At 62.6% G+C, this 13,829-nt stretch carries 14 protein-coding genes; 7 read left to right on the top strand and 7 right to left on the bottom strand.

Features of this window, described 5'->3' with window-relative positions; translation table 11 throughout:
- Positions 1 to 83 precede the first annotated feature (83 nt).
- Positions 84 to 1,025, top strand: a complete 942-nt coding sequence (locus JQ609_RS35725; protein ID WP_312014805.1) for a hypothetical protein — start codon at positions 84 to 86, stop codon at positions 1,023 to 1,025.
- Positions 928 to 2,835, top strand: a complete 1,908-nt coding sequence (locus tag JQ609_RS05755; protein ID WP_212272344.1) for a caspase family protein — start codon at positions 928 to 930, stop codon at positions 2,833 to 2,835. The genes JQ609_RS35725 and JQ609_RS05755 overlap by 98 nt, the downstream gene beginning before the upstream one ends.
- Positions 2,836 to 2,839: 4 nt before the next feature.
- Here the strand turns inward: JQ609_RS05755 and JQ609_RS05750 are convergent, their stop codons facing one another.
- Positions 2,840 to 3,178: a GrlR family regulatory protein gene (locus JQ609_RS05750; RefSeq protein ID WP_249127689.1), complete on the bottom strand. Its 339-nt coding sequence runs from the start codon at positions 3,176 to 3,178 to the stop codon at positions 2,840 to 2,842.
- Between the two features lie 157 nt (positions 3,179 to 3,335).
- Positions 3,336 to 4,637 carry an alpha/beta hydrolase gene (locus JQ609_RS05745; protein ID WP_212272342.1) on the bottom strand — a complete coding sequence of 434 codons (1,302 nt, stop codon included), beginning with the start codon at positions 4,635 to 4,637 and terminating at the stop codon, positions 3,336 to 3,338.
- A gap of 331 nt (positions 4,638 to 4,968) precedes the next feature.
- On the opposite strand from JQ609_RS05745, the gene JQ609_RS05740 reads away from it, so the two are divergent.
- Together JQ609_RS05740 and JQ609_RS05735 are read left to right on the top strand one after the other, a co-directional pair.
- On the top strand, positions 4,969 to 6,342 hold the full coding sequence (locus tag JQ609_RS05740) for an APC family permease (protein ID WP_212204889.1): 1,374 nt from the start codon (positions 4,969 to 4,971) through the stop codon (positions 6,340 to 6,342).
- Between the two features lie 86 nt (positions 6,343 to 6,428).
- Positions 6,429 to 7,610 carry a hypothetical protein gene (locus tag JQ609_RS05735; protein ID WP_212272748.1) on the top strand — a complete coding sequence of 394 codons (1,182 nt, stop codon included), beginning with the start codon at positions 6,429 to 6,431 and terminating at the stop codon, positions 7,608 to 7,610.
- 16 nt (positions 7,611 to 7,626) lie between these two features.
- Here JQ609_RS05735 and yidD read toward each other — a convergent pair whose 3' ends face one another.
- Positions 7,627 to 8,016 carry a membrane protein insertion efficiency factor YidD gene (gene yidD, locus JQ609_RS05730; RefSeq protein WP_249127688.1) on the bottom strand — a complete coding sequence of 130 codons (390 nt, stop codon included), beginning with the start codon at positions 8,014 to 8,016 and terminating at the stop codon, positions 7,627 to 7,629.
- A 296-nt stretch (positions 8,017 to 8,312) separates the two neighbouring features.
- Here yidD and JQ609_RS05725 point away from each other — a divergent pair, with 296 nt between their 5' ends.
- Positions 8,313 to 9,227: a hypothetical protein gene (locus JQ609_RS05725; protein ID WP_212272340.1), complete on the top strand. Its 915-nt coding sequence runs from the start codon at positions 8,313 to 8,315 to the stop codon at positions 9,225 to 9,227.
- Positions 9,228 to 9,243: 16 nt separating this feature from the next.
- On the opposite strand, the gene JQ609_RS05720 is transcribed toward JQ609_RS05725, so the two are convergent.
- From JQ609_RS05720 to JQ609_RS05710, 3 genes are all read right to left on the bottom strand, one after another.
- Positions 9,244 to 9,558 carry a type II toxin-antitoxin system VapC family toxin gene (locus JQ609_RS05720; protein ID WP_409411168.1) on the bottom strand — a complete coding sequence of 105 codons (315 nt, stop codon included), beginning with the start codon at positions 9,556 to 9,558 and terminating at the stop codon, positions 9,244 to 9,246.
- Positions 9,559 to 9,669: 111 nt separating this feature from the next.
- Positions 9,670 to 9,927 (bottom strand): type II toxin-antitoxin system prevent-host-death family antitoxin, encoded by a 258-nt coding sequence (locus tag JQ609_RS05715; protein WP_212272339.1) that lies wholly within the window; start codon positions 9,925 to 9,927, stop codon positions 9,670 to 9,672.
- A 230-nt stretch (positions 9,928 to 10,157) separates the two neighbouring features.
- Complete coding sequence (locus JQ609_RS05710; protein WP_212204895.1) at positions 10,158 to 10,601, bottom strand: iron-sulfur cluster assembly scaffold protein; 444 nt, start codon at positions 10,599 to 10,601, stop codon at positions 10,158 to 10,160.
- A gap of 234 nt (positions 10,602 to 10,835) precedes the next feature.
- Between JQ609_RS05710 and folE the strand changes: the two genes are divergently transcribed.
- The gene (folE, locus tag JQ609_RS05705; protein WP_212272337.1) at positions 10,836 to 11,540 is read left to right on the top strand and encodes a GTP cyclohydrolase I FolE; all 705 of its coding nucleotides are present in this window, start codon (positions 10,836 to 10,838) and stop codon (positions 11,538 to 11,540) included.
- A gap of 67 nt (positions 11,541 to 11,607) precedes the next feature.
- Complete coding sequence (hisI, locus tag JQ609_RS05700) at positions 11,608 to 12,057, top strand: phosphoribosyl-AMP cyclohydrolase (protein ID WP_212272334.1); 450 nt, start codon at positions 11,608 to 11,610, stop codon at positions 12,055 to 12,057.
- 74 nt (positions 12,058 to 12,131) lie between these two features.
- Here hisI and JQ609_RS05695 read toward each other — a convergent pair whose 3' ends face one another.
- Complete coding sequence (locus JQ609_RS05695) at positions 12,132 to 12,575, bottom strand: SgcJ/EcaC family oxidoreductase (RefSeq protein ID WP_212272332.1); 444 nt, start codon at positions 12,573 to 12,575, stop codon at positions 12,132 to 12,134.
- Positions 12,576 to 13,829 lie beyond the last annotated feature (1,254 nt).

Here is a 13,829-nt window from a genome sequence, read left to right as displayed (position 1 = left end):
CTCCTGCAATCGGGCAATATCAAGAAAATCGGCGGCCCGATCGGACCCGCGATGAACGGTCGGGGACGCCACCAGAGGCCCGCATGACCAACGTCATATGGCGATCGGCCATTCGCGCCACGTATTTGACGTTTGGCGCCCTGATCGGACAGAATTCTGTTGCATCCACTGGTTGCCGTCGCATGAAGTTGGTAGTGATGGCTTGCTGGTTGTTTCGAAGATGTTTGCCCGTCTCTCTTGATCCCATGACGCTGCGCGCAATTCTGGCCGTAACCTTCATCCTGATCGCAGGAACGGCGTTGGCGGCTCCTCCTGTCGCGCGGCCTGTGCCCGCGGCGAGGCCTGCGCCGGGCGCAGTTCCGGCGGCACAGATGGTGTTCTATGTCGTCAAGGGCGCGCCCGATGCATGCGGCCCCGGCTGCGACACCTGGATTGCGGCCGAGGGCAAGATCGATGTGGCCGCGGCGGCGCGCCTGCGGCAGGTCAGGGATCGCAACCTGCCGATCTATTTCGCCTCGCCCGGCGGCAATCTGGACCAGGCGGTGGCGATGGGCGCGATGCTGCGCGAAAAGTCCGCTATCGCCAGGGTGGCGCGGACGGTGGTCAGGGAGTGCGGCTTCGAAGCGCAGAACGGCGATGTCTGCCTCAAGCTGAAGCAATCAGGCCGCGTCCTCCACGGCGATCTCTGGACCCGCGGCGCGAGCTGCAACTCGGCGTGTCCCTATCTCATCCTCGGTGCGACGACCCGCGAGATCGCTGGCGACCTGTCCGCCGCCGAAAACCACCGTGCAGGCGATCGGAGCGCGCGAGGGCGTCGCGCCGCGCTGACGCGTGTGCAAGCGGGCACAACGCCAAAGTTCCACACCGCGCATCGTGACAAGACCGGGTTCGCGTGCTTCTCTCGTGGTGGGGAATCCGAGGGGGACGATGGTGGGGAAGGGCAAGATCGCGGCCTGCGCCGCGTTGGTGGCGCTTCAATTCGCGGCCGTGGGGCTGGCGTCGCCAGACAAGGTAATCGCGCGTGAACGCCCAAACGGTTGCAAGGTCGGTCCGCTGAAAAGCATCAGCGAACTGGACGACCGCGTCGCGGCATGCACGATCCTGATCGACTCCAGCCGGTCGCCAAAGCAGCTGGCGCTGGCCCTGTCGTACCGTGCGCAAAGCCTCCTCAACCAGAAGAAATGCGACGCCGCGTTTGCCGACCTGATGCGCGCCAAGGACGTCTCGCCGTCCAAGAAGAGTTCCGACTATTACGATCTGCATTTGTGGATCTCGTACTACTGGCAGCACTGCAAGGGCGATTTCGATCGCGGCATCGAGGTGCTGAACGAAGCCGCTGCGATCCTGCCCCGTGATCCCGCGGTCTATAACCAGCGTGCGAACATGTTCAGCGACAAGGGCGATCACGCGGCGGCACTTGCCGACATCAACCGCTCGATCGCTCTGATCAACAACGATCCCTATCGCGCCTCGGCCTACAACAACCGGGCGCTGATCCTGAAGACGATGGGGGAGTATGAAAAGGCCGCAGCCGATTTTGGCGTGGCGATCAGGCTCGCGCCCAAGAACGCCAAATATTATGCCAACCGCGGCGACGCCTGGCGTCGCACCGGAAACCTCGAGCGTGCCTTGCAGGACCAGGACCGCGCCATTGAGCTTTACGCCGGCGGCCCCGGCATCGCCCTTGGCTTGACACTGCGCGGCGAGACGCTGCGTTACATGGGCGAATATGACCGGGCGCTTTCCGACTTCAACCAGGCGATCCGGATCGAACCGGACTTCGCGCCGGCACTCACCGGCCGCGGACTGACGTTCGAGCGCACCGGCGATCTCGAGCGCGCAAAATCCGAGTTCCGAACGGCGCTGTCGATCAGCGAAAATTCCGGCCGGGGTGACCTGTCGAAATCTGCGCGTGATACGGCCGAGGCGCGTCTTGCGGCGCTTTCCTCCGGCGTGCCGCAGCCGACCATCCTTCCGGTCCCGATCAGGGCGGCCTCGACGAATTCGGTGCCGACCCCGGCTGTTGCGATACCCGTCGTGGCACCCGCAGCGGCCAAGGCTACGGCTGCAAAGCAAGGCCGCCGGGCCGCACTGATCATCGGTAACTCCGCCTATAAATCGGTACGGGCGCTCGAGAACCCAGGCCGTGACGCCGAAAAAATCGCGGGCACATTGCGTGCAATCGGCTTCGACAGCGTAACGGTCGCCATCGATGTCACGCGCGAGAAAATGACCGAGGCGCTGCGCACGTTTGCAGCGGCCGCCGACAAGTCCGACTGGGCGATGGTCTATTATGCCGGCCACGGCATCGAGGTGAATGGCGTCAATTACCTGATACCGGTCGATGCCAAACTGGCATCCAGCCGCGACGCCCTGTTCGAGGCCATGCCGCTGGATCAGGTGATGGCGGCCATCGACGGCGCAAAGAAACTCAGGCTCGTGATGCTCGATGCCTGCCGGGACAACCCGTTTGCGAATTCGGCAACATCGAGCCCGACGCCGGTTGCCGCAGCGCCGGCGCCGGCTTCGAACGAAGGCGACACGCGCGGCGCCAAGACGCGTTCGGTCGGCCGCGGGCTTGGCGAGGTCAAGGTGCAGGGCGCATCGCTGGTGGTTTACGCGGCCAAGCATGGCGAGACCGCGCTGGACGGCGAGGGGGACTATTCGCCGTTCGCGGTCGCGGTCGTGCAGCGGATCGCGACGCCAGGCGTCGAGATCAACAAGCTGTTCCGCCTCGTCCGCGATGACGTGATGGAAGCGACCGCCGGACGCCAGGAGCCTTACACGTATGGCTCGCTGCCCGGACGCGAAGACTTTTTCTTCGTGGCCCGATGAGTCCCTAATCCGCCATCCGCGTCAGCACGGCCTTGAAGGTGACGCCGGGCAATTGCAGCGAGGTGCCTTCGAAGTCGACCATGGCGCCGTTGTCGGCCCCCTTCAGCGTCAGCGTGATCATGTCGGTGCCGAACAGCGGCTTGAAAGCCGGATCGGGGTTGTGACGCTCTGTGGTGACCTTGGCCAGAATGCCGTCGCCCTTGTCGGTGTAATTGCCGATGAACGCGAAAGCCGAATTGCCGCCCCGAAGCTTGCCGCCGATGGCGTAAATCACGCCGGTGCCGGTTCCATGAACCGTATGAAATTCAACCTTGTATAAGCCGTCCTGCAAAATGATCCCCAAAAGTTGTATCCACTAATGGCTGCACCCTACGGTGCGGGGCTGCGTCGAACAATGCTGCGCGCCCTAAATCGTCGGGCCATCAACATCACGATTCGATCAGTGGAATTCAGCGGTATGATGGGAAGGATCAGCGAAGAAGCCTCGCTGAAGCGACCGATTACCGGTTCGCGGGCGACGGCGCGCTGGCGATCCGGGTCAGCTGCGGCGAAGCCGCCATCTTGACCAGCACATCCTTGACCGGATGCTCGGTCCAGGCCTGCGTAACGTAGTTGCGATGGGTAATGCCATCGCGCGTCTGCACGAACACGACGCTGCCGGGACGCAGCGGCCCGTCCATGTTCTCGGTGACGGTGATGCCCTTGTCGCGCAGCATCCCGATCAGTTCCTGGTCACGTCGCTTGGTGTAGCGGGTGTAGGAGCTGACGAAGAAACCGGTGCGGTTCTTCTCGATCCAGCTGGCGAACTTGTCGAGTTCACCATAGACGGCGTCGAGCAGGAACACGCCGCGGACGCGGTTGGTTGCGCCGCCGACGTCGAGGCTCCAGGCGGTCGGCAGGAAGCCGCCGCTATAGCCGACGATGACGATCGGCATGTTGGCGAACGCCTGTGCCGATTTCGGATCGCCGGTGAGGCGGGCGAGGTGGGTCGCCGATTCATCCATGAAGCGCTTGAAGCCGCCGGGCTGCCAGAACTTGCCGGCGCTGGAATCGGCAGCGTTCACCGCCAGCTGCGGCGCCAGCAGCACCGCGTTCACGCCTGAATCCGAAATCTGCTGCGGCACCAATTGGCGGTCGCGGACATCGCGTTCCAGCGTCGCGCCGTTGCCGTGGAAGAACACCACGATCACGCCGGGCTTGCGGACGTCGAAGGTCTCGGGGACGTGCACCAGCACGCGGCTGTCATTGTAGGTCTCATCCTGCCAATAGACCCGGCCGCCATAGCTGCGATGGCCCTTGCGATCGCCCTTGGTGATGTTGAGGAACGGCGCCTCGGAGCGCGGATTGGTGCCGAAATAGGGGAAGGCGGAGGATTTCATGCTGACCAGCGTGGTCAGTTCTTCGCGCTCGCTCTGGCGCGGAAGCGTCAGCGTGGGGTTGAGCGAGGCGACCCTGACCGGCTCGGTCCGCACCTTGCGTTGAGACGGGGCTGGGGCCAGCGCAACCTGCTGCACCAGGCTCTCGCTTGGCGTCGGGAAACGGTCGGCGAATTGCGGCTGCGGGAAGCGGTCTTCAAAACTGTCGCCGGTGGCGGCGTGGGCGTTCGCGGCCAGCATGTCCGCGCTGGGCGCCTTGCCGCATTGAACCAGCACGAACGACAGGGGTACAAAAAGCGAAGCGGCCGCGATCCAGTGCCAACGACGAGGATGGGCATGCCGGGGCTGGGCATCGCGCTGCGTCGCCGGGGAAATCACCCGGTTCGCGCGATGATGTATCTGGAATTTCGGATCCGCTCCGACCATCCACCCCGTGCCCCAAGGACCACCTGAGAACCACCCAAGATCCACCGTTAACCGGCGTACCTCGATCGTGTTTAGGCGACGTTAAGCTTCCGGAGAAAACTCCCCACATCCGGAAGTCCGCAAGGAGACCATCCAATCGTGTCCTGATTGTGAGCCCCGCCATCTTGTCTTCGCAATGTCAGGGTGCACTGGGAAAGTCAAAACAGCGCCCTTTGGTAATTAGATACCTAAATCGTTACCCGGTTTAAATCATTGTTAACGCTGCTTGAATTGGGCAGCTCCAGCTTGCACCATGAGGGTTCAGGCGCGCGGCGCTGAAGGTACGGTCGAAATGGCGGCATCAGAAACGGGCAGCGCGGCATGGTCCGGCCCGCGTCCCGGCGGCGGCTCGACCATTTCGGTCGTGGTAGCGATCTCCATCGTCGTTGCCGACATGGTCGGCGTTGGCGTCTTCACCAGCCTGGGCTTTCAGGTCAAGGACATCCCTTCCGGCTTCTCGATCCTGTTGCTGTGGACCGTCGGCGGTATCGTCGCGCTGTGCGGGGTGTTTGCCTATAGCGAGCTGGGGGCGATGTTTCCGCGCTCGAGCGGCGAGTACAACTTTCTCGGCCGCGCCTTTCACCCGGCCTTCGGTTTTGTGGCGGGCTGGGTGTCGGCCACCGTTGGTTTTGCCGCACCCGTCGCACTCGCCGCGATGGCGTTCGGCGAATACGGCAAATCGGTCTTTCCGGACGCGCCGCCGCTGGCGCTCGCCGTCGGCGTTGTCTGGCTGGTGTCGCTGGTGCAGCTCACCGGCGTCAGGCACTCCAGCACCTTCCAGTTGATCGCGACCATCCTCAAGGTGCTGCTGATCGTGGCCTTCCTGGTCGCTGGGTTTCTGATGGCGACGCCGCAGCCGTTGTCGTTCGCGCCGTCCGCGTCCGACTTCTCCCACATCGTCAGCGCGCCGTTCGCGATCAGCCTCGTATTCGTGATGTATTCGTTCTCGGGCTGGAATGCGGCGACCTACATCATTGGCGAGGTGCACGATCCGGAGCGCAACGTGCCGCGCGCGATGCTGGCGGGGACGCTGATCGTGCTGGTGCTGTATGTGGCGCTTAACGCGGTGTTCCTGCACTCGGCGCCGATCGACAAGCTGGCGGGCCAGCTCGACGTTGCCCGCGTCTCCGGCAGTTACATCTTCGGCGAGTTCGGCGGCCGCATCGTCGGCGCCATGATCTGCTTCGGTCTGATCTCCTCGATCAGCGCGATGATGTGGATCGGACCGCGCGTGATGATGACCATGGGCGAGGACATCCCGGTGCTGCGCGCGTTCGCGCGCCGGTCGACCGGCGGCGCGCCGGCCTGGGCCATTCTGTTTCAGCTGACGGTGGCGAACCTGATGCTGTTCACGCGCAGTTTTGAAGCCGTGCTCGAATTCATCCAGTTCGCATTGTTGTTCTGTTCGTTCTTCACCGTGCTCGGCGTCATCAAGCTGCGTATCACGCACCCCGACCTGCCGCGGCCCTATCGCGCCTGGGGATACCCGGTCACCCCGCTGGTATTCCTGCTCGTGACCGGCTTCATGATGTACTATCTCTTGACGGAACAACCGCTGCGCGTGTTCCTTGGTGTTTTGATCATGCTGTCAGGACTTCTGATTTACGCCGTTTTCCGCAAGCGGGCCGATCAAGGCCCGGTGGCCGCGTCTGCGGGCAGCGAATGAAGATGCGTGCTTCGTTGAAAATTGCCTCGTTGAAAATTGCTTCGGTGAGAATTGCCCCGTTGAGAATCGCGGCGCTGGTGGCCGCGATGTTGTTCGTGGTGGTGCTGCCCGCGCGCGCCGCCGATCCGGCAACCGCCGACGATACCGCCAGGTTTCTCGCCGGCATGATGCCCTCGGCCGACTCGCCGCTGATGCCGCTGACCAGGGAGCCGGCCTGGCAGCGCCACGCCAAATTCTTCGACAATGCGTTCGCGCAGCTCGAGCAACGGCAATTGTCGAAGATCCGCGCCTGGGCGGATAGCAACCTGGCGGCGCCGCGGCCGACCATGTTCTACATGTTCTCGGGGCCGGACTTCCTCTACGCCGACGCGTTCTATTCGAAGGCGACGACCTACGTGCTGAGCGCGCTCGAGCCGACGGGCTCGGTGCCGGATCTGACGAGACTGCCGCGCGGCGGTGTTGGCGCCGCGCTCTACAGCGTGGAGCGTTCGCTGAGTTCGATCCTGAGCTTCAGCTTCTTCATCACCAAGCAGATGAAGACCGATCTGAGTGCCGGCCAGATCAACGGCACCTTGCCGGTCCTCTATGTGTTTCTGGCGCGCTCGGGCAAGACCATCCGCAGCGTCACGCCGGTGGCGCTGGACGACAAGGGCGCGGCGTATTTCGGCAACGAGAACCCCGGGCCGAACGCGGTGCGCGGCACGCGCATCGTCTTCGCCGGCAGCGACGGCGCGGAAAAGACGCTGTATTATTTCTCGACCGATCTTTCCAATTCCGGCGTCAAGGTCACGGGCTTCCTGAAATTCTGTTCGACGCTGGCGCCCGGCAACAGCCTGATCAAGAGCGCGTCCTATCTGCTGCACTCCGGCAATTTCACCACGGTGCGCGATTACATCCTCGCCAACAGCGCCACCATCATCCAGGACGATTCCGGCGTTCCGCTTCACTACTACAGCCCGAAGAAATGGCGCTTCTTTCCGTTCGGCCGTTATGCCGGCCCGATCGACGAGTTCCCGGGGCGATATCAGCCATCCTATGCCGAGCTGTTCAGGCGCGCGCAGCCGATGGATTTCGGTATCGGCTATCGCTGGCGCACGCATGAATCGAACTTGCTGCTGTCGGTCAGGTTGCCCGACGACGGCTCTGGCAGCCAGGAGACGACGTCATCGGCCGAGCCGCCACCACCGCCGCCACCGCGTCCCAGAAAGCCGCGTCCGCCGGCGCCGATCGAACCGCAGCCGAGAGGCGGCTTCTTCTTCTGGCGCTAGCTCCGTCCGGGTTGATTCACAATGTGTCGTGTTCGCCAGCGCGCAACGACGGCGCGTTGACGCCGCGCCATCGGCCGTAGCGCCACGGCAGATACCATCGCGCGCCCGGCGGCTTTGCGAGCGGGACGTTGTCGATCCCGGACGTCCCCCAGGGCTGACAGCGTAAGATCCGTGCCAGCGTCATCCATCCGCCGCCCCAAAGACCGAAGCGTTCGATGGCCTCGTCGCCATAGACCGAGCAGGTCGGCAGGTGCCGGCAGTTGTAGCCGACCAGCGGCGACAGCGTGCGCCGGTAAATCCAGATCAGCCCGCGCCCCGCGTTGCGGGGCAAGCGCCGGACCGTCGTGGCACAATCTATGCATTGTGATTTTGTGCAATGTGATCTTGTGCACTGTGATGACGGCATGAATGACTGTTCCATATGGCTTGCCGAACGATCTCCGTACTCTTGCGGGGTTCCACGGTAAGGAACTGAACATACGCAGATATTTACGCCACAGTTGGAAACTATCCGATGGTTTATTGGCGATGCAGCAAAGGTACTATGGACGCTCGCAGGGCGCACGGTTACCTTTTTGATAACGCCGGTATGACAGAATCATGTGGCGTTGAAGTGGGGCCATTGCCGTTGCTCGCCGATAGGGCTTGGGGGAAGGAACCAAATTGAGGTTTGTTACGTCGGCTAAAATTCGCGGCTTGGCCATGCTCGGTGCCACCGCCCTCTGTATCGCATTGCCTGGCGCGATCACCACGCCGGTCAACTCGGCGCACGCCGGCGTGTCCCTCGAAGAACGCAAACTGCCGATGCACTTCAAGTGGGTCGCATGCCAGCCGGACTGCAAGGGCTGGGTCTCCGCCGTCGGCATCGTCACCGCGGACAGTCCCAAGGCATTCGAAGAGTTCGCGCGCGATCGCCAGCTTGGCGGCGCCACCATCGTGCTCGATTCCAGCGGCGGGTCGGTCAATGATTCCATTGCGCTCGGCCGCAGGTTCCGTGCCCTCGGCGCGCTGACGACGGTCGGCACCACCGTGCGCACGCAGACGGCGCAGGGCGAACGCGCCCATGTCGTTCCGGAAGCCTATTGCGAGTCGATGTGCGTGTTCCTGCTGCTGTCCGGCAAGACGCGTTATGTGTCGCCGGCCTCGCATGTCCGCGTGCATCAGATCTGGATGGGCGATCGCGCCGATGACGCCAAGGCGGCGAGCTACACCGCGCAGGATCTGATGATCGTTGAGCGCGACATCGGCCGGCTCGCCAAGTTCACCTTCGACATGGGCGGAACCGGCGATCTGTTGTCGCTCGCGCTGAGCGTGCCGCCGTGGGAAGATCTGCACAAATTGTCGGCGGCCGAATTGCGCCTGACCAATCTCATCACGACCGACGCCGTGGCCGACGTGCTGCCGCGTGACTCGTCGACGCCGGTTGCCGAACTGAAGTCGAAGCCGACGCAGGATCGGTTTGTCAGCTCCTCGGTTGAGGAGCGGGCGACGGTACAGCCGGCGAAGTCGACCAAGACCGCCGAAGCTTCGGTTCCCACCGGTGGCGTCGCGGCGACAGAAGCCGCGGTTCCGACCGGCGGCGCCGCCGCGCCGGCGCCGGCTCAGCCGCAGAAGTAAATCTATCCCGTCATGGTCAGGATCGCGCACCTTGCGCGCGCTTGCACGGATCGATGACGGCGACGCCGGAAGGCTCGAAATCCGATACATTGCGCGTTACGACGGTGAGCCCGTGTTCGAGTGCCGTCGCCGCGATCATGAGATCGGCGCTGTCATTGCCGAGAGCGGCGCTCAGGGCGCCCCAGCGCCGCGCCGTTCGCAGGTCGAATGGCACGACCCGCTCGCCGTAGAGGGTTAGGATTCGGTCCAGCCATTCTGCAAGAGCGCCCGCAAAGCGTGGGTCGGTCGTGCGCTGTCGCGTAATTCCGCGCTCAATTGCGCCAATGCTGATGACGCTGAGGAAGAGATCGGTTGTCCGCTGTCGTTCAAACCATTTGACAACCCATCGGATCGCGCTTGCGCTTGCGCAGCTCGGATAGCGTAACGGTATCGATCAGGAACATCAGAGATCGAGGTCGCGCAAGCGCACGTTGCGGCGCGGAAAGTCGCCATCGTCCTGTGGCATGGCAAGCAGCGCATCGGCAAAGGACGGTGCCTGGGCACGTTCGAGGTGCCGCAAGCGCTCGTACTCCACGACGTCCACCACGACTACGGCGGGCTTGCCGTGCTTGGTCACCGTCTGCGGCACGCGCCGCGCGGCCTCGACGACCTCGCTGAAGCGGTTCTTCGCATCCTGTACCGACCAACTGCGCTGGGCCATGCCTCAGTCTCACTAGCTAGAATTTCTAGCCAGAATACGATTGGAGCCGTCCACGGGCACCGCCGCGCCGGCGCCGGCCCGCGAAGTAAACCACGCCAAATGGTGTCATCGCGAAAGCGGATGATCCAGTAGGCCGCGGCGTCTGTAGTTGATCGAGAATTCCCGGCGTACTGGATGCCCCGCTTTCGCGGAGCATGACAGTGGTGTTTTGGGACGGCGTACCGCTGCGCCTACGCCGGCTGCTTCGCCTTGGCCTCGATCTGGCCGACCGCATCGACCACCGCATCGAAGGTCAGCATGGTCGAGGCATGCCGCGCCTTGTAGTCGCGCACCGGTTCGAGCAGCGCGATGTCGGCCCATTTGCCCTGCGGCGGCTGGCCGTTTTCCTTCAGCATCTTGCGCACGGTCTCGCGCAACTCGCGCAGCTCGCTCGCGGTCGAGCCGATGACATGGCTCGCCATGATTGAGGAGGAGGCCTGTCCGAGCGCGCAGGCCTTCACGTCATGGGCGAAGTCGGAAACGACCGGCCCGTCCATCTTGAGGTCGATCTTGACGGTGGAACCGCACAGTTTGGAATGGGCGGTGGCGCTGGCGTCGGGGTCGGGGAGGCGGCCCAGACGGGGGATATTGCCGGCCAACTCGATGATGCGCTTGTTGTAAATGTCGTTCAGCATGGAGCAAGGTCTCGGGCCCCCGGGCGGGAGTGCCCTTGGCGGCAGGGTTTCACCGTCCTATATATGGACGGTCATGGCGGAAATACAGTCCGTCCATGTCGCCACGGCGGCCTGATTGGAAGCCAATTCTACCCCGGTGGTGCTAGGATCAAGGGGATTCAGGCGTCCGGCGGCGAACCCGCCCCGTCTGCCCGGTGACACTCCGGTCTGAAGGACCGGTCGAACGGAGAAGACATGGACGCATTGATCAAATCGCTTCGCCCCAGCAAGACTGAGGTCAAATCGCCTGACGTGGCGCCGGACACCCGTCCCGCCGAACTCGATCCCGCCGAATTCCTGGCCGCCGCCGTCCGTGCCGATCAGCCACGCCCGTCGCGCGCCGAGGCCGAAGCGGCCGTGCACACGCTGCTCAGCTATATCGGCGAGAACCCCGGCCGCGAGGGCTTGCTCGACACCCCGCGCCGGGTCGTCGAGGCCTTCGACGAACTCTACCAGGGCTATCACCAGTGCCCGGCCGAAGTGCTCGACCGCACGTTTGGTGAAACCGCGGGCTATGACGATTTCGTCCTGATCCGCGACATCGAATTCACCTCGCAATGCGAGCATCACATGATGCCGTTCTACGGCAAGGCGCATATCGCCTATACGCCGGTCGAACGGGTCGTCGGGTTGTCGAAGCTCGCACGCCTGACCGACATCTTCGCACGCCGCCTGCAGACGCAGGAGCATCTCACCGCGCAGATCGCCGCCGCGATCGACGAGGTGCTCAAGCCCCGCGGAGTTGCCGTCGTGATCGAGGCGGAGCATACCTGCATGTCGGTGCGCGGCGTCGCCAAGCACGGTGCGATGACCTTCACCAGCCGCTATACCGGCATGTTCCGCGACAATCCGGCGGAGCAGGCGCGTTTCCTGTCCATGGTGCGAGGAACGAGCCGGTAACCTCGCTTTCCATTTTTTTGACGCGTTTTCTTCACGCGAACCGGTATCCACTTCGCTCGAAAACGCTATGGAATTTGCGAGGCCCACCGTGTCCACACCCGCAGATATCAACGACCGCGAGGAAGGGCTGGCGTTCCAGCCCAAATTCGACGCGTCGGGTCTTTTGACCTGCGTGGCGACTGATGCTGCGACCGGCGACGTGCTGATGGTCGCGCACATGAACGACGAGGCGCTGCGCAAGACCATCGCCAGCGGCGAGGCCTGGTACTTCAGCCGCTCCCGCAAGGCGCTGTGGCGCAAGGGCGAGAGCTCCGGACACACCCAGCGCGTGGTCGAGATGCGGATGGATTGCGATCAGGACGCCATCTGGATTCGCGTCGAGCAGCACGGCGCGGCATGTCACACCGGCCGGCAGTCGTGCTTCTATCGCGCGGTCACGGCGAGCGACGGCGGCGCGCAGCTGTCGTTTGTCGATGCGGACCGGCTGTTTGACCCGAACGCGGTGTATCGAAAATGATCCGTTGTTGCGCAGCGAGAGACAGGAATCCATAACCACGATCGTGAGCATGGAGTTTGGGCCGCGTGCTGCGGCTAACGCTTGATCGGGTTGTGTGCCTCCGCCGCCTCGTCGATAGGCACGTTCGCGCCATGCGCGATGGCCAAACCTTCGCCCCGGGGGACCAGGACTAGCGACATGCGATCCTTGCCCGGCGGTCTCATTTCCCCATTTGGCCGTCGATAGCCGCCCATCGACCAGCGTACGACCGCAACGAAAGCCCCGCCGGGCAATGTCTCAACGCTTTCAATTTCTTCGAGTTTGCACGATCTATTCTTGAACAGTAGATCGAAAAATACCTGATGCGCTTTTTGTACTTCTGCTTTTCCCCGCCAATGCATCCCGACGACGTTGACCCAATGAATGTCATCCGTCGCGAGCTGCCACATAGCGTTCATGTCCGAAGCGTTCCAGGCAGCTTCCCACCCGTCCAGCACGGCTTTGACCTCTGCGACTGCCCCGTTGTTGATTGTTGGCATTGGATCACCTCTGAGCACCGAACGAGCATCGCTCGGAGTGATTTGGCTAGACTGCTCGCCGTCCGTTGTGGGTCAATTTGCGGAAGTCGGCACTGGCACCGGTGAGGTCCGCTCTGACATCGTGAACGGACATCGTCAGATCAGTCGCATAGGTCCGAAAAGTGCCATCAGCAGACTTGCCGTTCTACTTCGCTATTCGGGAAAAGCTATCGGACAGGGCTTTATCTGGGACGAGTGGGCAATTCTCTAGCGCGCGATCATCGAGAGGGCGAGTGTTGTCGACCACGGGGTAGTTCACGCGAAAGCGAATGTCCCCTGCAACTGAAGGAACCGGTTCGCGATGGAAATTACCCGGCCCCGTCAAATGTGCAGAGACATACGTCGTCCGAACGAACGGTAAAAGAGGGTGGAAGAGGCCCAGCCGATTGACATTCAGGTAATATGTGAAACTGACAAACCCGCCCTTACTTGCAACCGTTTCGTAAGGGGCCGGACGCATACCGTTGGTGTTTCGATATTGAGCCCCGAACGAACGAAGCAATGCGTGCGATGCAGCCACCCTCTCATAGACAGAAGGGTTGCCATCTATCATCTTTTCAAACAGCCCATCGAAACGGGCCGAAGCTTTCAGGTCATCCCACGAAAACCTACCGGGCGTCTCTGATGACAGCACCGTTGCCTGCTGTAGGTAGGCGCGATACCGTGCGTTCGACACTGGACCGAACGTGCATTGGTCCTGTTCGCCATTCGTGATATACGTGAGCAAAACGGGTACGCAGTATACTCCCGCAACGCACAGCATGACTGACAATCCGAGCCACTTTCGCAACTTCGTGCTCCGTCACTCGTTATTTGTGAGCATACCCGGCCGAGCATGATTGACACGCCATGCTTGAAAAATCATTCGCGTTAATGGTCGCAAACATCCTCCCGCCGTTAACGGATTGTTGGTCGATGTCCGCTTCGGGTCAAACTGAGAAGTCCGGGCGTTCAACCGGCAAGTCGGCTTTAGCCCCAACTCCGGACGTCGCGCTGCACCGCACTAAGCGACGCGATGTGCCAAGAGCGGACCTACGCCTCATCGACCGACGCAGGGTTTTTGCTTCCGGCAATCAGCAACGCAGGTTTCGAACGAGTATCGAAAGTCGGGCTGGGATTTTGCCCAAGTATTGCAAGGCTTGGTGCAGAGCGAGATTGAAGTTTGTGGCTCCTCGCATACGACGGGCGGCGGCGTCGGCCTGCCAGTCTTTAGGT

It is taken from the genome of Bradyrhizobium sp. AUGA SZCCT0169 (genome assembly GCF_018130085.1).
In the GTDB taxonomy this organism is placed as follows: Bacteria; Pseudomonadota; Alphaproteobacteria; order Rhizobiales; family Xanthobacteraceae; genus Bradyrhizobium.
This window is presented reverse-complemented; position numbering and strand designations above follow the sequence as displayed.